Annotated in this window: 16 protein-coding genes; 6 read left to right on the top strand and 10 right to left on the bottom strand. The window is 42.7% G+C overall.

Annotated features, from left to right (window positions below; genetic code table 11):
- Nucleotides 1-144: 144 nt before the first annotated feature.
- The 10 genes from DN752_RS05175 to DN752_RS05125 all read right to left on the bottom strand — a co-directional run bounded on the left by DN752_RS05175 (nt 145) and on the right by DN752_RS05125 (nt 9,059).
- Nucleotides 145-1,329, bottom strand: coding sequence for a hypothetical protein (locus tag DN752_RS05175; protein WP_112782965.1), 1,185 nt, complete (start codon nt 1,327-1,329; stop codon nt 145-147).
- Between the two features lie 301 nt (nt 1,330-1,630).
- Nucleotides 1,631-2,353, bottom strand: a complete 723-nt coding sequence (istB, locus tag DN752_RS05170) for an IS21-like element helper ATPase IstB (protein WP_112782570.1) — start codon at nt 2,351-2,353, stop codon at nt 1,631-1,633.
- An 18-nt stretch (nt 2,354-2,371) separates the two neighbouring features.
- Entirely contained in the window at nt 2,372-3,928 is a 1,557-nt protein-coding gene (gene istA / locus DN752_RS05165; protein ID WP_245949435.1) for an IS21 family transposase, read from the bottom strand.
- 300 nt (nt 3,929-4,228) lie between these two features.
- Nucleotides 4,229-5,173, bottom strand: coding sequence for a HipA domain-containing protein (locus DN752_RS05160; protein WP_112782964.1), 945 nt, complete (start codon nt 5,171-5,173; stop codon nt 4,229-4,231).
- A complete protein-coding gene (locus DN752_RS05155) occupies nt 5,163-5,498 on the bottom strand; it encodes a HipA N-terminal domain-containing protein (protein WP_112782963.1) in 336 nt (111 codons plus the stop codon). The genes DN752_RS05160 and DN752_RS05155 overlap by 11 nt, the downstream gene beginning before the upstream one ends.
- Complete coding sequence (locus DN752_RS05150) at nt 5,495-5,704, bottom strand: helix-turn-helix domain-containing protein (protein WP_112782962.1); 210 nt, start codon at nt 5,702-5,704, stop codon at nt 5,495-5,497. The genes DN752_RS05155 and DN752_RS05150 overlap by 4 nt, the downstream gene beginning before the upstream one ends.
- 617 nt (nt 5,705-6,321) lie before the next feature.
- Nucleotides 6,322-6,675: a DoxX family protein gene (locus tag DN752_RS05140; protein ID WP_112782961.1), complete on the bottom strand. Its 354-nt coding sequence runs from the start codon at nt 6,673-6,675 to the stop codon at nt 6,322-6,324.
- 1 nt (nt 6,676) lies between these two features.
- Nucleotides 6,677-7,537 carry an SDR family oxidoreductase gene (locus DN752_RS05135; RefSeq protein WP_112782960.1) on the bottom strand — a complete coding sequence of 287 codons (861 nt, stop codon included), beginning with the start codon at nt 7,535-7,537 and terminating at the stop codon, nt 6,677-6,679.
- 52 nt (nt 7,538-7,589) lie between these two features.
- On the bottom strand, nt 7,590-8,183 hold the full coding sequence (locus DN752_RS25120) for a TetR/AcrR family transcriptional regulator (protein WP_317048521.1): 594 nt from the start codon (nt 8,181-8,183) through the stop codon (nt 7,590-7,592).
- A 186-nt stretch (nt 8,184-8,369) separates the two neighbouring features.
- Nucleotides 8,370-9,059, bottom strand: a complete 690-nt coding sequence (locus DN752_RS05125) for a hypothetical protein (RefSeq protein ID WP_112782958.1) — start codon at nt 9,057-9,059, stop codon at nt 8,370-8,372.
- Between the two features lie 405 nt (nt 9,060-9,464).
- On the opposite strand from DN752_RS05125, the gene DN752_RS25115 reads away from it, so the two are divergent.
- The 6 genes from DN752_RS25115 to DN752_RS05100 all read left to right on the top strand — a co-directional run bounded on the left by DN752_RS25115 (nt 9,465) and on the right by DN752_RS05100 (nt 17,327).
- Entirely contained in the window at nt 9,465-9,731 is a 267-nt protein-coding gene (locus tag DN752_RS25115; RefSeq protein WP_211324136.1) for an alpha-L-fucosidase, read from the top strand.
- Nucleotides 9,728-11,053 (top strand): alpha-L-fucosidase, encoded by a 1,326-nt coding sequence (locus DN752_RS25110; RefSeq protein WP_211324134.1) that lies wholly within the window; start codon nt 9,728-9,730, stop codon nt 11,051-11,053. Before DN752_RS25115 ends, DN752_RS25110 begins: the two co-directional genes overlap by 4 nt.
- Before the next feature lie 251 nt (nt 11,054-11,304).
- Complete coding sequence (locus DN752_RS05115) at nt 11,305-12,978, top strand: sulfatase-like hydrolase/transferase (RefSeq protein WP_112782957.1); 1,674 nt, start codon at nt 11,305-11,307, stop codon at nt 12,976-12,978.
- Nucleotides 12,979-13,003: 25 nt separating this feature from the next.
- On the top strand, nt 13,004-14,389 hold the full coding sequence (locus DN752_RS05110) for a sulfatase family protein (RefSeq protein WP_112786426.1): 1,386 nt from the start codon (nt 13,004-13,006) through the stop codon (nt 14,387-14,389).
- The gene (locus DN752_RS05105) at nt 14,386-15,780 is read left to right on the top strand and encodes a glycoside hydrolase family 28 protein (RefSeq protein WP_112782956.1); all 1,395 of its coding nucleotides are present in this window, start codon (nt 14,386-14,388) and stop codon (nt 15,778-15,780) included. Before DN752_RS05110 ends, DN752_RS05105 begins: the two co-directional genes overlap by 4 nt.
- A complete protein-coding gene (locus tag DN752_RS05100; protein ID WP_112782955.1) occupies nt 15,777-17,327 on the top strand; it encodes a sulfatase-like hydrolase/transferase in 1,551 nt (516 codons plus the stop codon). The genes DN752_RS05105 and DN752_RS05100 overlap by 4 nt, the downstream gene beginning before the upstream one ends.
- Nucleotides 17,328-17,347 lie beyond the last annotated feature (20 nt).

Raw genomic sequence — 17,347 nt, 5'->3', positions numbered from 1 at the left:
GAGATGCCAATTGGTCTAACTTATGGACGATTAACCGACTGCATAATAAGGGCCGTATGAATCGAGAGGTTCATGTACGATTCTGTGGGAGGTTTAGTGGTGAAATTCCCCTTTACCTACTCGACTAGCGCACGTTATTTTTTTTCATTCTCTGTCCTTTACGGATTTTAAATCCTTAGAAGAGTTTGAATATCGCTCTTCTTTTAATAGTCGTGTTCGAACTTCTTTTAACTGTTCAATCAATGGGGCAGGTATATTATATCTTGCTCCTAAACTTCTTCGTCTTTCTGTTTCTGTGAAATTTTGATAGGCTTCCCAATGTATTTCTGGTGTATTCACTAAGTCAATCATTTCTTTTAGAACCTCAAAAAGTTCCTTTGTTTCCTTAGAGTTCTGCTCAAAAAAACTTAGTTGTTTTAAAATGTCAATAGGTAATGCATATCGCCAATTTTCAATTGAGTTTCTTCTGTAATAATACCAACCACCTTCTTTGTAGTTCCTGATTATTATCTTTTGAAGAATTATAGTGTCCAATGTAACTGGTTTGTTAGCAGAAAATACATTTTTAATACTTTCAATCTGTTTGACGGAACTTTCTGTAAACCGTTTTTTCAAAATTTCTACAGTCTGTTCATTATAGTCAATGCCATATTTTTCTTTAGCAATCCTTATTTCTTGGTCGATATAGTTGTAGTCTCTTTCATATCTTTGGTGGTATGCTGAATTGAGCTTTTCTTGATTAACTGTAGTTGTTAATTGAAGTGTAAATGCTGTCAGTATGCAGAAAAGGAACGATAGAAAAATCCATCTTCCTGCTTGGTAAACAAGCCTGACGGCAAACCAACTTTGCGTAAATACAACGATTGGTATCAATACGAAAAGTATCCAATATTCTTCATAGAGATTTAAATGGTTGTCATAACCTGGAGTTCCAAATAAAACTATTGGTAGGATTGAACCAAAGCGAGATATTATCATCAAAATGAACCAGAAAATCAAAATGGTATTTGTTACTGAAAGTTGTTTATAAATTCTGTCTTTTTTCCGATTGTGTTTTTTGTTCTGCAACCAAAGCCATATTGTGATTGAAAGTCCCAATACTGATGAAAGTAATGAGAAGAAATAATTGAAAAATAGAAGTTCATTTTCTTTTAAAATCAGCAAGTCCGTTGACATACCTGTGAATAGACGAAGAACTTCTCTTGAATGATTGAAAAACAATGAGATTGAAATCGCTGAAATCAGTCCTGCTACAACTCCAATCCAAAATCTCTGCCGGCCAATATTCTTAATTGATATTTTTTCCTTTCTAAAGTGAATGTTTGTCATTTGGCTCTGTCTTTCTAAAATGTACCACAACGGTCTCGGCTATGAGTACTGCCCCTGTGAACCGCCGTACCTGCCTTGTCGTTAATACATTTGTATCATCTTATTCCCGATAGTCCCTGATTTTATCAAACTATCGGGTTTCGATTTTTATACCCTTTGCTTATTAGTTTACTCGTTTTTCACAGCTTGTTGCCAACGTTTAGTATAAACTGGATATTCCGGTCGATGTTGACCCCTGTTCCGGTGATATTGACCCCTCTGCAGAGGCTGTTTTGGTAGTATAGTCAGAAGACTGACAATTTTACATTTTTTTTCTGAGACTTTCCCCTTTTAACACGATTCTGTAGGAGGCGTGCACCAACCGGTCAAGGATGGCGTCCGCTATGGTCGGTTCACCTATTACATCATACCAGCTTGAGACAGGGAGCTGGCTTACAATAACAGTGGATTTTTTACCATGTCTGTCTTCGATAAGTTCCATAAAGTCCATTTGTTGTTGTTTGTCCAGGTGTGTGAGCCCGAAGTCATCCAGGATAAGCAGGTCTGTTCTGGCCATTTTATCGAAGAACTTGAGCACGGTACCGTCCAACCTTACCATCTTGATTTTGAGCATAAGCTTCTGGGTATTGAAGTAGGCGACCTTTTTGCCGTGCACACAGGCCTGATGGCCGAGGGCCGAGGCCAGGTAACTTTTTCCGCAGCCGGTGGCTCCCGTGATAAGTACCGCATCACCATGTTCCATATATTCCCCGGTCGCCAGTGTTGTCAGGAGCATGTCATCCAGGCCCCTGGTCCTGTCCAGGGAAAGTTCTTCCAGGGAAGCCCTGTAACGGAAGCCCGCATTGGATTCCAGTCTTTTGAATCTCCTGTTGTCCCGTTCCTGTTCTTCTGCCTGCAGCATAAGCTCAAGGCCTTCGGTAAGGGAGAGGCTTTGGTTTTTACGGGTCTCCTGTAATGTTGCCCAGGTCTGGCGCATGCCATGGAGCCTGAGTTTGATAAGTTGTGTTTCGATCGGGTTGGGCATAGTTGTTTAAAGTTTAAGTTATCGTTGTTCGTTGTAATATGTTCTTCCCCTGACGTTGCCGTGTTTGGGAAGTTCCTTGCCGGAGGCTTCCGTTGTGGCTTCTGTCATATTGTTTTCCAGCATGTTCTTGATAAAGCCATAGCTGTATTGATTGTACTCCATGGCGATATTGCAGGCCTTGTCCAGCCGCTGTTCATCCACCTTCCTGGCCAGGGCAAGTAAGCCGTCACAGGTCCTGTAGAGTTGCTCAGGGTACCTGTCCTGCTTAAAGATCAGGGCAATGTATTTGGCGAAGGTATTGGAGTATTGGGCAGCTTTGTCGCGGTAATACGCCGGACTTCTGTCCCTGTAGTGTTGGTGTTGGGAACACAGGTGTTCTTTGAGTGTGGAATAAGGCCCTTGCTGGAAGCCCCTGCCGTGTATGGCCACCCGTTCCCCTTTATGGAACACATAGAGCATGCTGCGGGTGTAGACCACCTTTACCTTCTGGCCTATCAGGGAATATGGCACGCTGTAATAGTGCTTGTCCCGGGACAGGTAGACGTGGTTGTTCTTGGCTACCGTCAGTTCGGCATAATGCCTCAGCTCGAAGCGCTCCCCGGGAAGCTTTCCCAATAAGTGCTTCTCATCGGCCAGGAACCTTTCCTCCCTGCAGTAAGGCTTTTGCTGCATACGGGTCTGGTTATGGGCCTTCACCTTTTCGGCAATGGCCCGGTTCAGGCTGTGTATGTCGAAGAATTGGACGTTCCTGAGCTTGGCATATACCCGGGAATAGAGCACCTTTACCTGGTTTTCCACCAATGCCTTGTCCTGCGGTTTCCTTGCCCTGGCAGGCACTACGGCCGTGCCGTAATGGTTGGCAAAGTCCTCCAGGGCCCGGTTGATACCTGGCTCATATTTGTCGGCCTTGTTTACGGCCGCTTTTAGGTTGTCAGGGACGAGCAGCTGTGGCACCCCTCCCAGCTGCTCCATACAACAGCCCAGGACGTGCAGGAAGTCGGGGATGGTCTGGGAGGGCACAGCCATGGCAAAGGCATAGTCCGAATAGGGCAGGCAGGCCACGAACAGTTGGCACCTGATCTCCTCCCCGGTCTCCCTGTCTATGTAGCAGATGGGCTTGCCCGCAAAGTCTATATACAGCTTCTCTGCCGGTTTATGGTCAAGCACCATGGAAGGCTTTGCCCTGGCCACCTCCTGCTGGCCAAGGTGATAACAAAACTGGCTCCGGCCATACCCTTCGGGGTAAGATTCCCTGTATTCCTCCCATAGAAGGGTTTTGGTCACCCCTTTACGCTTGAGTTCTTTTTGATAATAAGGGAGGTTGGCTATAAAGTGCTCGTAACGGGGGTCTTTATAGGACGGATCCCCTGAAAGGAACAGCTTCTCAACTTCGGGGTCTTCCATGGACAGCAGCTTTTTGGTTGTAAGCCCTGTCTTCCTGTTGTTTTCCAGCAGCTTGTCAAGCTTGAAAAGATAGCTTTTTACCGTGTTCTTGCTCATGTCCAGCATACGGGCAATGGTTTTGATACCGTTGCCCTGCTGCCGTAAAATAATCATCTGTTTGATCTGACTCATCGGTTTTGGTTTTCCTGCCATCGGACTATACTTAGCGGTTTTTTAAAATGTCCGCTAAAAAACCAAAACAACTCCATAGAGGGGGCAACTTGCTCCGGAATCCAGGATCCAAAGGGGTCAGCTTGCTCCGGAATCAGCTCAATATTATTCTTCAGGGGTCAGCATCCGCCGGAATGGCAGGCGGTTCCGGCACCTAAAGCCACTTCGGTACTTGAATTATTGCCTGGATCCAAGGGGTCAACTTGCTCCGGAATATCCATAAACTGCGTTTTAATGCAGTTTATACAGTGTGTGTCTTTATTATTCTAGTCCTAATTGATTGTATTTTTCTTCAAGTGAATCTTTATATGCTATTTTCATATTTTCTGATAAGAATGATCGATCGATCCAATCAACTGCCTTTGATTTATTTTTCATCATCCTATTGAATGTTCCTTTGATCTGTTTAGGAGTCAACCCTAAACTTTTTCCCAATTGTTCAAAGTGCTCTCTTCTCAACTTTTTTTTCTTCCCAACTAATGTCAGTGCAAGTTCTTCCGAATCTTCTGGGAATATTATTGCAACATTTAACAAGTCGTAAGCAGGAGACAACACCCAGCCAGATGGGCCTTCGATCATTGAGAAGTTCTTCAAATGCATATCATTATTTCCAGTTAAAAAGGAAAATACGGCTAGGTCAAAATAATAAGTTTTGTCTAGTAAAGTGTTACTTGAAAAGCTACCTAATGCTTTTCCAACTTTTTCCATAGAACTTCTGTATTTATCAAATGCTTCCGTGATTTGAAACATATCGATCATGTGAATCTTTGATCCAGTTTGTGTTCGGTCAACTCGTTTTGTGATATAGGACAGTTCACCTGACAATAATCTAAACAATGATGATGACACTACTTGGATTCCAAAGGATTCTGCTATTCGCATGGTTAGGTGTTCGTTTTCAGGCATTTCTGGAAACCTGTCAGAAGGTGGTTTGAAAATATAATGACCTCCTAATGCACCTACTACCGTTAGTCTTGTTTCAGGATTATCTTTGGTTTTTTTAACTAATGACATTGATAGTTTTGCCTGAACGCCAGGAACAGCAATACTTCTCTCAACCATCTTTTTTGCGAGCTCATCCATTTGATCAAGGGAATATTCAATTTCTGGAGGAGTTGGTGTTCCAAAGAATTCCATCGAACATTTCTCGTGAAAGTCATTTTTACCTTCTACAGGTTTGTAACAATATAAACATCTATTTTTCATCTTCTTCTACTATTGGTTCCACACTCACTGCACCAATGCAATTTTGACAACAAGCAAGTAGTAAACCCATACGATCATTTTTATTGATTTTCCAGTTTTCTGAAGCTATATCAAGCAACCAACCCTCTGGAATCAATCCTTCAAAAAATGGGAAAAGTCGCTTTTCAGTATATGGATTTGTTCTAACAGGCATTGTAAATGTGATGAAGTCATTTGGATGATCTTTTACGTATTTGTCATCGTAATGAAATACATACTCACCTTCATTCGTTTCAGTAACGATGCCGGCTAAACAGTCTTTATAAAACACTTTACCTTGTCTCATTTATCTAGGTCTTTACTTTTGACAGGTGCTAGTTCATGCCCAAACATATTAAGAACTAAATTCACTTTATCCATATTCAGATTCGTTTTGCCTTGTTCGATTTTACGTATTACAGTTAGTGCAACTCCAGTACGTTCAGCAAATTCTTCCTGCGTGAGATTTACTTCCTTTCTTCGTTTTTTTACAAACTCTGATAATTGTTTCATTATATGTATTTAAATATAATATCAAACAAATATACATAAATTATATGTAATTAGATATAATAAAAAGTGTTAAGGTTATATTATATGCAGTTAAATATAGTAAGGTAGGGTAGGGTTGTTCTATATCCTTTTGCGTATAGTCTGCTTGGCTTTATATGGCACACAACGGTCTCGTATAAGAATAATAGCGAATTTTCACGCACTAACTTTTCGGTTAAACACAGGCCTTTTTTACATTTACTCACTTTTGGGCCAGTATAGAGGGCGGGTTTGAGCGAAAACGCAAAAACCTCATCAGATTGGGGGTAGACCAAGACCATGCCTATGCTTGGAGCTGTACCAGAAAAGGGGGGTGGGCAGTGGCTCAAAGCCCAATTCTGATCACGACTATCACTTTGTCACGCCTGAGAAGAAAGGGATACGAATCCATGCTTTCCTACTATCTCAAATCGCAACCTACAATCCAGTGAACCGCCGTATACAGCCTGTACCGATGACTATCGGTAAGACCCGTATCCCGAAAGCTTTCGGGAGTGGTACTTCGACAAGCTCAGAGCTGTGAGAGCCTTAACCTGAGCTACTTGGCTCAGGTCGGGCTACTCGATTACCCACAGTATTTATGTCAAAATCTTGTTCATATATATGTTGGATATTATTAGAATTCCCATAAGTATTATAAGTAAAAGCATAATAAAGATAGAATCCTTATGTTTGATATGCGCGATTAAAGCCGTTATTAAAAATAATCCAACACCTGCATAAGTCCATTCTTTTAGTTGCAAAGAAGCAAATGGTATTAGTAATATTATTGCAGCTATCAATTTTAAAATAGCTAATTCTATCCTGAAAAAATCAGGAAACCCTAAGGCTTTAATCCCTTGAATTGTACTTTTACTGAATATATAACAATAAGAACTTAAGAAGAGGAAAGCTGATATAATTACTGTTGAAGACCAATAAATTGCTTTCATACTATAAAAAACTATCAGTAATTTGTTTTACCAATTTAGTACCATCTGGGTCTGCTTTTGTTTTTAGCTCACAAAAATCTTCTGCCCATTTTGAAGTTCTGATTCTTAAAGGTGGATTTTCATTTTCAGAAATATCTAAAATTACTTCGGCTACTTCTAGACCTGTTTGGTAAACTTGTTCTTTGCCCTCATTTGCTCTTTTTTGATTTCCAGCCATATATCTTTCAAATATTGGTAAGTATTCGCCTGTTGCAAATTGTCCTTCAGTCGCAGATTTTTCAATAGCAGAAGTCATAAATTCTGTAGCTATTCCACCTGGTTCAACACAAGTAATCTTAATATTAAAGGCATCAGTAACATAGGCTGCAAGACCTTCCATAAAACCTTCTACTGCAAACTTAGCACCACAGTATAATTCGTTAAAAGGTTGTCCTACTAAACCACCTACTGAGGTAATACTAATGATCTGACCAGATTTTTGTTTTCTCATATAAGGCAATACGGCTTGGGTGCAGAACACAACTCCGTGATAATTTACGTCAGTAACCCATTTGATTTCTTCCTCAGAAGCTTGCTCTGTTGTTTTCGCGAAACCAGCACCTGCGTTATTCACTAATACATCTATTTTTCCATCTTTTTCTATAATAGTTTTTACGGCTGATTCTATTGAATCTATTTTAGTTACATCTAAAGGGAGTATTTCTATATTCAGATTTTCTTCCTGAATTTTCTGTTTAAGTTTTTCCGATTTTTCAAGATTTCGCATTGTAGCGTAAACTTTGTAGTTGTTTTTGGCGAATAGAATAGCACTTTCAAATCCTACGCCTGTTGATGTTCCTGTGATTAATACATTTTTCGTCATAATTGTAGTTTTATGGAACGAACGTTCATTCCAAGTTATTAATAAATTTTTTTTATTCTTTGATGGCGTCCCAAACCATTGTTACTTGATTTTTAAGAGAAGCTTGTTTTTTCTCTGTTTGTGTTTGATTAAAATACCATCTTAAATAGGATAGAATAGCACCACCTATGAACATTAAAATTTCTTCAATGTCAATGTTTTTGATAATGCGTTGTTGTTTTCCCAACATTAAAAGTTCAAAAACAGGAGTAATAGATTTCCGACCTTCTTCTTTGCTATTTTCCGTTATAATAGGAGATGCTTGTAGTTGCTCCATAAATCGGAAATAGTTAGGATTGTTAATAAAGAAAGTAACAGCAATAGTAAAATAGTTTTCAAATTGAGTTTTGATTGGCTTGTCCGATTCAAAATTCTCAAAGAGTAATTTTTCCTGTTTTTTTATATCAGTGTAAATTTCATTAATTAAGGCTTCTTTGTTTGGAAAGTAGTTGTAGATCGTTCCCATTCCAGTTTTTGCCGCTTTGCCAATAGCAGACATTGGAGTATTATGAACGCCTTTTTCTACAAGTAGCTCGAGTGCAGAAGCTAATATGATTTGTTTTTTATTCACTTTGCAAATATACAACAATTGGAATGATTGTTCCAAATTTTTATGATTTTTTTTGTGGAACTGGTAGTAATTTTATATTGTGGGTAACGGTCTCGTATAACCGTCAGTTACGGGTTAATATGCGTTAATTTTCGGTTTGGCACAGACGTTAGCAATTCCGAGTGGATTCGGATGTAGTCGAATCCGCCGTAATTGCGGTTATACATTGTTAGGCAACGTTTTTTATTCATACATTAAGTTTTCCAGTTCGCTTTTTTCTCCATTGTAAATTTTAAAGAAATCGGTTGGCTTGTCAGCTATTTGTTTAACCATTTTTTCGTGGTCGTGATTTAGTCGATATACTTTTCCCTTTTTGTCCACTGCAATATAATTTCCGTCTTCCATATCCAAAATTGTGTAGAATAGTTTTTCGTCAAATTCAATTTCGAACGTGTAGTCTAATTCCAAAAGTTCAATTTGTTCTTTGGTTAGAGATTTTAATATTTTTTCCGCTGTCTTTTGGTCTGGATTTTCCATTTTCAGATGCTCCAATTCTATTTGGTTTTTCCGAATTTGGTTTAAGTCATATGTTTTATAAAAATACTCTGGATTATCTATTTGAATTTTGGTCAGTCCGTCAGATTGATAATATAATTTAATCGGCTGGAAGATATTTTCTTTTTTGTTCCATACTGAAATTCCAGTCAAATTAAAACAGGTTTTGTGATTTCTGTTTATAATTTCAAATTCTTTAGGCTTATAACCACGAGTGATATAAATTCCTTTCGGTTCGTGCATAAAACTAATTCCGTAAACTTTGGAAAGTCCAATTGCAGTTTTGATTTGGGGCATTTCCGATTCCAACAATTCAGCTATTTTAAGTCCGAACTGTTCAATATGTTTCTTTTTTGTTTTTCGATTGAAAATGCTCATTTCAAATGTTGCCTAACACTTCTATAAAAGCAACTCCATTGCCTCTATATCCATTATATCTTCCGTTTGTAAACGAGTATAAACGTTTACTTCCGTTTGCAAACGGATATTCTTGAAAAATAGGGAATCTTTATATTATAAAAAATACCCTAATCGGGGTATTTGCATAGCCGTGGGTGAGGAGGTAGCGCTTGTGAAACCCGGAATAGGTACTTTGGCTTTTTGCATTCTGGGTGTTTGTAGTACGATTTGAAACATATGTGATAAGTGTCTGTTTGCAATTTAAATACCTTTGATTGTAGTAATTAGGGCAGGGAATGTGGGCGTGTCTTCTAGCAAAATAGCCTTCCGTTCTGATGAAAGATGGACTTCCATCTTTTTGCCCAAGCAAAAACCTTTTACCCAATGCTAAATATGAGAGGAAGTAACATTGATCATTTTCTGAATCTCCGTCGAGAGATTCTTTCCATTGCATTTATTTGTCTAATGGTATTTACACATTCCCTAAAAGCCCAGGCACCTTACAAGCCTACTTGGGAGTCACTGGAGCAGTATAAAATCCCAGAATGGTTCCAAGATGCCAAGTTTGGGATCTATGCTCACTGGGGGCCAGTTTCTTCGGCATTTGAGGGGCGGATCCGAAGAAGTATTATCGTGGATGGCATGGAATGATGATGTATGAAGATGGAGAAAAAGTCTCCCTCAATGGGAAGGGAACGCCTTCCAATAATTATCTCCACCATAGTGAAAAATACGGTGATCCCGAAGAATTTGGCTACAAGTACATTATCGAGCAGTTTGATCCAAGTGGCTTTGATGCGGAAGTATGGGCAGAATTGTTTGCCAAATCCGGAGCTAAATTTGCGGGGCCAGTGGCGATGCACCATGATAACTTTGCGATGTGGGACAGTAAGGCCACCCGCTGGAACTCCATGAACTATGGTGGTTTTGATCCATCCGCTGCGCTAAAGGAGGCTATTGAGAAGCGAGATATGAGATTTATGGCTTCTTTTCACCATGCTTTCACTTGGAAGTATTTTGGCCCGGCACATGCTTATGGGGACATAGACCCAAAAGACTACGACTTGTATACCAATCCCCATGAACTGGATGATGACACCCCCGACAAGGATTTTTATACCTCCTGGTGGGCTAAGCTCAAAGAATACATTGATAAATACCAGCCTGATTTAATTTGGTTTGATTGGTGGCTTGAAAATATGGACGAGGAAACTCGCTTGAAGTTTTTGGCCTATTACTATAACCAAGCGGAGAAATGGGGCAAAGAAGTAGCTGTGGCCTATAAGGAGAGTACTTTTACCACCAGTACGGCGGTGAAGGATTATGAACGTGGCCGACCCAATCAGCCCAAAAGCCCAGCTTGGCTTACCGATACATCGCCAGGGGCATGGTTTTATCGGCCAGAAGCCCAGTTCAAGTCACCTAATGAACTAGTGGATATTTTGGTGGATATCGTAGCCAAAAACGGGGTGATGTTACTGAATGTCCCTCCTAATCCAGACGGGAGTATTCCTGCAGAAATGGTGGATTTGTTGACCCATATGGGAAGCTGGTTAGAGGTGAATGGTGAAGCGATTTATAGTACACGACCTTGGACGGTTTTTGGGGAGGGCCCCACTAGGCTTCCTGAAGGAGGACATAAAATCGAAAAACTTGAAATTGCCTATAAGGCAGAGGATATTCGGTACGTGAAGAAATCCGATCAGCTTTTTTATGCTATCGTGATGGACAGGCCGGATGGAGATATCGTGATGAAGACCCTAAGTACAGAAATCGGTGCATTAAACTCCAAAATACTGGAGGTCGCTTTGGTAGGAAGTGATCAAAAACTGGAATGGAAAAGGAATGAACGTGGGTTGGTGATTGAAAGACCTACTGATTTTCCGACAGACTATGCCCACTGTTTTAAGATTACACTGGAAGGCTATGTAGAAAATGACATTGGCGGAGCAGTAGAAGCCCATATGGATTAGTAGTGGTATGAACCCAGCGTATGCATTAGCCTATCTACTCCAGGGCGCACAGGTTATTACTGTCTGATCCGCCGCTGCGGACCAAATCAGGCTGTTTCATACCTTCCCGACATCGGTCATGAAAGGCGATATTGACGCCTAATGCATAAACTGGATTGAACTCCAAACATTTGTAGTAGCAACTTCAACATTTGTTTGGAGTTTTTTATTGAGCTATTCCCATCTTCGTTAACGATAACCCAATAACCTCTATGAAGATTCGGATGATTTTGTTTTTGGTGTTGAGTGTAGTGCTTGGGTGCCAACCGGCCAAGTCCCAAAACACCACCCGGCCCAATTTTATATTTATTCTAACAGATGATCAGCCATATGGATACATGGGCTGTACGGGGAACGACATCGTCAGTACGCCAAATCTGGATCAGTTGGCTGCTGAGGGGGTGCTGTTTACCAATGCCCATGTGACCAGTGCCATCTGTACACCGAGCCGCGCCAGTATCCTGCTGAGCCAATATGAACGGCAACACGGGATCAACTTCAACTCCGGAACGAGCCTTTCTCCAACTGCCTGGGAGGACAGTTACCCTGTACGGTTTCGTGACCACGGGTATTTTACAGGATGGATAGGTAAAAACCACGTTCCCGTCGGTGAAGGCGGCTATGAAAGTGGGGTGATGGAACAGTCTTTTGACTTTTGGTATGCCGGTCATGGCCATTTGGGTTTTTATCCCAAGGACAGGCATGAGATATTCAGCAATGCAGAGCAGGATACACAAATAGAAATCATCGGAGAAGGAGTAGATTACTTTTTAAGCAGTTCCGAAAAGGAAGATGGTGCCATGCGGTTTTTGAAGGACAGGCCAGCAGATCAGCCGTTTATGTTGTCAGTATGCTTCAATTTGCCCCACAGTGCTGGGACTAGAAGTATGGAGATGAGAGCAACTGATGATGATCTATATAAGTCCCTTTATCGGGAGGTAGAAATTCCCCTTCCCGATCACTACATAGCAAAAAAGGACATCACCGAGCCTAAGTTACCAGAAGAACTCCTAAGGACGGAGGACAGGCAATCCGGCTATGACTATGTGGATACACCAGCCGACACGCGGGATATCTATACCCGACAGCTCCAGGCGCTCACAGGCATAGACCGATTTGTGGGAAACCTTCGCCAAGTATTGGAAAAGGAAGGTTTGTCGGAAAATACGGTTATTGTCTTCACTTCAGACCATGGACTGTTTATGGGACAATATGGGCTGGGAGGAAAGGCGCTTTGTTATGAGCAGACCACCCATGTACCCATGATCTGGTATGACCCCTTACTGGATGATAAGATGATCGCCAAACGCTCCAATGCACTGGTACAAACCATTGATATAGCTCCGACGATGTTGGAGCGGGCACGAATTGCTGTGCCTGATAGCTATCAAGGGAAATCTTTAGGGCCTCTTTTGGCAGGCCAAGAGGAGGTTCGGAAGTATATTTTTACCGAAAATCTATGGTCTACCCAATTCGGAAACCCCCGTTGCGAAGCCGTCCAAAACAAGGAATGGAAATACATCAGGTATTATGAAAACAATACGATTCCTGCTAGGGAAAAAGTAAAGGCTGCCAAAAAATTTGATATGCCATTAAATCCACTGCTGTACCAAGTGCATGATTTTGATATGGTACAGTACGGCTATTTTGCGACAGCTTACCAGCGATCGGAAGCGCCAGTCTATGAAGAGCTTTATCATCTTTCTGTGGATCCGGACGAACTTCATAATAAGATCGATGATCCTAGCGCGAAAGGTGTATTGGAACAGCTTAGAAAGGAATGGCACCGACAGGTTAATGAAGCCGCTGGCACGGAAAAACCCAAGGTGCTACGGTACACCTATGAAAGTGAATCGGAAAGCAACCGGAAATATAAATCTAACTAACCTACTCAAAATGACCACTTACCCAATGAACGCAATCAAACGCCTTATCCTAATAGGCTGCTTGATCCTACCTGGATTTACCTCCGCACAACAACCCAATGTACTGATCATTGTTTCTGATGATCAAGGATGGAATGATGTGGGGTTTAACGGAGGCACGGACATTCCTACTCCCCACTTGGATGCGCTTGCTGCAGATGGAGTGGTTTTTGGCCAAGGGTATGCGTCTCATCCCTATTGCAGTCCCAGCAGGGCGGGCTTACTTTCCGGAAGATACCAACAGCGTTTTGGTCATGAAAACAACATTCCCTATGAGTCTGCCACTGATGATGATGGCCTGCCGCTAAGTGAGCTGATGCTGTCCGAGTACCTCGTGGAGAAAGGGTATTCTACCGCCGCCATTGGAAAATGGCACTTGGGAGACCATGAGAAATTTTGGCCGATCAACCGTGGTTTTGAACATTGGTTTGGTTTTTTTGGCGGAGGGTTGAATTATTGGGGCGATACCGGCAACAAGCCAGAAAACCACGGGGTGTTGAGAGATGGTCAAATAGTCCCAAAGGAGCAGCTGAGCTACCTTACGGATGACTTTACGCAGGAGGCAGCAAGGTATATTGACCAATTCAGTAACGACCAACGTCCATTTTTTATGTATTTGGCCTATAATGCTCCCCATGCCCCCATCCAAGCTCCGTCCAAGTACCTTGATAAGGTCAACCATATCGAAGATGGGGACAGGGCCGCCTATGCAGCCATGGTGACAGGAATGGATGAAGGGATAGGCCGGGTAATTCAAAAACTGAAAGATACTGGCCAGTATGAAAACACCTTGATATTTTTTTACAGTGACAATGGAGGACATCTTCATGGTGCCAGCAATGCTCCTTTTCGTGGGCATAAGGGGATGTTGTTTGAAGGAGGGATAAGGGTGCCGTTTTTGGTTACTTGGCCAGCAGGCATTCAAGGAGGCCAACATTACGATCATCCTATCTCTGCGTTGGATATTTTTCCCACGGTATTGGCAGCGGCCGATATTTCTAGCCCTTCGAAGCCACTTGACGGCGTGAACTTGCTGCCTTTCCTCACCGGACAGGAGCAAAAGCCCCAAAGGATGTTATACTGGAGGTATTCGGATGGGGCAGGATATGCCGTGAGAGACGGGAATTATAAGCTGGTATATTCCGGCTACAAGGAGGACTATTTCCTATTTGACCTAGAGGAAGACCCCTACGAACAGCAGGATATCAAAGCAATTTTTCCTGAAAAAACACAGCTGCTGAAGGACAGTTATGCCAACTGGAACGAGGGCACCGTACCGGCAATGTGGCAAGATCCCCACGCAGAAAACGTGCTAAAGGAAGAGGCCCAAAGACAGAGGATCATCGATAAGGCAAAAAGCGGGGAGAGATGAAAGCGGTCTTGTCAATATATTGCAGCTTTTTCCTGTGCTTGGCAGCGTATGCCACAGACTATGATGTACGGGATCATGGCGCCATTGGTGACGGGAAGCAGCTGGATACGAAATCCGTACAAGCGGCAATAGATAGCTGTCATGAAAACGGGGGAGGGAGAGTCGTTATACCCAGTGGATATACGGTGTTGGTGGGTACCATTTTTCTCAAAAGCCATGTCACCCTTTACATAGAGCGCGGGGCTGTACTGCTGGGAAGTCCTGATATAGCGGATTATAGTGAAGATACCCATAAAAACATGTACAAAAACGAACCTCATATGGATCGTTGTCTCATTTTTGCAAAGGATGCTGAGAATTTTGGAATAGAAGGTAACGGGACCATTGATGGAAATGGGCATCCTCGGCACTTCAACCGGAAGACGGGTAGACCGATGCTGATCAGGTTTTTGCGGTGCAATGACATTACGATGAGGGCCGTCACGCTGCAACACCCCGCAGCTTGGACTTCTGCTTGGCTATATTGTAAAAATATTGTGGTGGAGGGCATCACCATCACTAGCCGTGTCAACCATAACGGAGACGGATTGGACTTCGATGGCTGCCAAAATGTGCGCGTATCCAATTCAAGTTTTGATACCAGTGATGATTCTATTTGTCTGCAGGCCTCCCTACCAGATGTCCCATGCCGTGACATTACTGTCACCAATTGTGTGTTTACGTCAAAGTGGGCCGGAATGCGCATAGGGTTATTGTCCCGAGGGGATTTTGAATCGGTAACGGTTTCCAATTGTACCTTTAGAAATATCCAGGATGCGGGCTTGAAAATTCAAATGAATGAAGGTGGTACCATGAAAAACATGGTGTTTAACAACTTGGTGATGAAAAATGTACCAAGGCCAGTTTTTATGACTTTTGCCCAGCAAAAAGCCTGCGTGGATGCACTAGAAGAGATGTACCCTATGGAAGCGATGAAGGGGTTTTCATTTGATCATTTGACCATTGATAATGCTGAAATGGACAAAAACACGTGTTTTTTTATTACAGGGATGCCCGGGCACCCCATCGAAGATATAAGTTTTTCAAATATCCATTTTGTCCACCCTGGCGGAGGAAATGAAGAAGATGCCAATCGGGTCGATTTGCCAGAATATACATTGGAAGTATTGGATGGATGGTGGCCGGAGTTCCGCTTGGTAGGCACCTTACCGGCATCCGCTTTTTATTTGCGACATGTAACTGGGCTGAGGCTGGCAGGAATAAACCTGCAAGTGAAATCACCCGAACAGCGGCCGGCAGTAGTCCTGGAGGACGTCCGGCATTACCAGTTGGATGGAGTTTACCAAAATTACGATTTAGTGAACACCGATAAAGGATTGGAGATAAGATGAAGACTAAAGGAACGGTTTATTTTATCGGCCTCTTGATTAGCTTCGGCATGCTGGTTGTATCCGACTTGCAGGGACAGGACAGGCCCAATGTGGTCATTATCTATACGGATGATCATCGGTATTCTGGGGTGGGAGCCTTGATGGATGGGCAGGTCGATACCCCTAATATGGATAGGCTGGTGGAAGAAGGAGTGTCCTTTGACAGGGCCTACCTGATGGGGGCGTTTACGGGAGCTACCTGCGTTGCGAGCAGGGCCATGCTGTTGACTGGCCGGAATGTTTTTAACCTAAAGGGAGCGGGCCATACGATCCCGGCAAATCATCCCACCCTAGGAGAGGTCTTCAGGAAATCGGGTTATTATACCTATATCATAGGCAAGTGGCACCAAGACAACGCTTCTTTGGCAAGGTCATTTGATAGTGGGGCGGCATTGATGAGCAGAGGCATGTATTTAGAAGACCACTTTCGCATGCCCCTGTGGGACTGGGATCCTAGTGGAGAGTACCCGCTTGAGAAGGGATATGTGATCAAGACCGACCATCAAGGCAAGTGGTACCGAAAAGGCCTGGAAGGAGTAGGGCCCAGCGGGCCTATTGCTACCGAGGGTCAAGGCCCCCATACCTCCGAGATATATGCACATGAAGCCAAAAAGTTCTTGGAAGATTACGATAAAAAGCCCCCATTTTTAATGTACCTGGCTTTTCACGCCCCACATGATCCCCGACAAGCGCCGATGTCATTTAGAAATGCCTATCCTTCTGCCCAAATTAACCTTCCTCCATCTTATATGCCAATGCATGGCTTCGATAATGGTCATATGTTTTTGCGGGATGAGCAATTGGCCCCTTGGCCAAGGACAGAGGATAGGATGAAAGAGGAGCTAGCGGACTATTACGCTATCATTAGTCACCTGGATGCCCAGATAGGCAAAGTCGTGAATACCTTAAAAGCCACTGGAGAATATGAGAATACCATCGTGGTACTGGTAGGGGATAGTGGACTGGCTGTAGGTAATCATGGCTTGATTGGCAAACAAAACTTATACGATGAAGATGGAATTCACGTGCCCTTTGTATTCAGCGGAGGGGCAGTTCGGGCAAAAGGCAGGAGGGAGCAGGCCTTTGCCTATATCCATGATATCTTACCCACCCTGGGAGAGCTTACAGGCGTCCCCATACCAAAGAACATAGACGGCAAAAGTTTAGCCCCTATCATCAGAGGAGAAGAAGAAAGTGTGAGGGATCATACCTACCATGCCTATCGGCAGTTTCAAAGGGCCTACAGGAAAGGAGATTACAAATTAATTGAATACGTAAGGGCAAAAGATAGCAATAAGAAATTAGGGGGATTTCAGGCGGGGTCCAAGGTGACCCAACTCTTCAACATCGCCAAAGACCCTTGGGAGATCAATAATCTAGCGATAAATCCCAACTATTTTGATAAAGTCAAAGAGCTTCAAAAAGAGATGAAAGCAATGGCCGCAAAGCTGAATGACAACAAATCCCAGCTGGGTATGGAATATGATTTTTGGGATTATTACCAGTGAATACGGCCAGAAGAAAGGAT

Origin of the sequence: Echinicola strongylocentroti, assembly GCF_003260975.1 — a bacterium.
GTDB classification, from domain to species: domain Bacteria; phylum Bacteroidota; class Bacteroidia; order Cytophagales; family Cyclobacteriaceae; genus Echinicola; species Echinicola strongylocentroti.
This window is presented reverse-complemented; position numbering and strand designations above follow the sequence as displayed.

Coding starts and splice junctions, on each gene's coding strand:
- DN752_RS05100 (WP_112782955.1), top strand. CDS start 15,777: ATGAAGACTAAAGGAACGGTTTATTTTATCGGCCTCTTGATTAGCTTC.
- DN752_RS05155 (WP_112782963.1), bottom strand. CDS start 5,498: ATGAGACAAGGTAAAGTGTTTTATAAAGACTGTTTAGCCGGCATCGTT.
- DN752_RS05115 (WP_112782957.1), top strand. CDS start 11,305: ATGAAGATTCGGATGATTTTGTTTTTGGTGTTGAGTGTAGTGCTTGGG.
- DN752_RS05110 (WP_112786426.1), top strand. CDS start 13,004: ATGAACGCAATCAAACGCCTTATCCTAATAGGCTGCTTGATCCTACCT.
- DN752_RS05140 (WP_112782961.1), bottom strand. CDS start 6,675: ATGAAAGCAATTTATTGGTCTTCAACAGTAATTATATCAGCTTTCCTC.
- DN752_RS05125 (WP_112782958.1), bottom strand. CDS start 9,059: ATGAGCATTTTCAATCGAAAAACAAAAAAGAAACATATTGAACAGTTC.
- istB (WP_112782570.1), bottom strand. CDS start 2,353: ATGCCCAACCCGATCGAAACACAACTTATCAAACTCAGGCTCCATGGC.
- DN752_RS25115 (WP_211324136.1), top strand. CDS start 9,465: ATGCTAAATATGAGAGGAAGTAACATTGATCATTTTCTGAATCTCCGT.
- istA (WP_245949435.1), bottom strand. CDS start 3,928: ATGAGTCAGATCAAACAGATGATTATTTTACGGCAGCAGGGCAACGGT.
- DN752_RS05160 (WP_112782964.1), bottom strand. CDS start 5,173: ATGAAAAATAGATGTTTATATTGTTACAAACCTGTAGAAGGTAAAAAT.
- DN752_RS05135 (WP_112782960.1), bottom strand. CDS start 7,537: ATGACGAAAAATGTATTAATCACAGGAACATCAACAGGCGTAGGATTT.
- DN752_RS05175 (WP_112782965.1), bottom strand. CDS start 1,329: ATGACAAACATTCACTTTAGAAAGGAAAAAATATCAATTAAGAATATT.
- DN752_RS05150 (WP_112782962.1), bottom strand. CDS start 5,704: ATGAAACAATTATCAGAGTTTGTAAAAAAACGAAGAAAGGAAGTAAAT.
- DN752_RS05105 (WP_112782956.1), top strand. CDS start 14,386: ATGAAAGCGGTCTTGTCAATATATTGCAGCTTTTTCCTGTGCTTGGCA.
- DN752_RS25110 (WP_211324134.1), top strand. CDS start 9,728: ATGATGATGTATGAAGATGGAGAAAAAGTCTCCCTCAATGGGAAGGGA.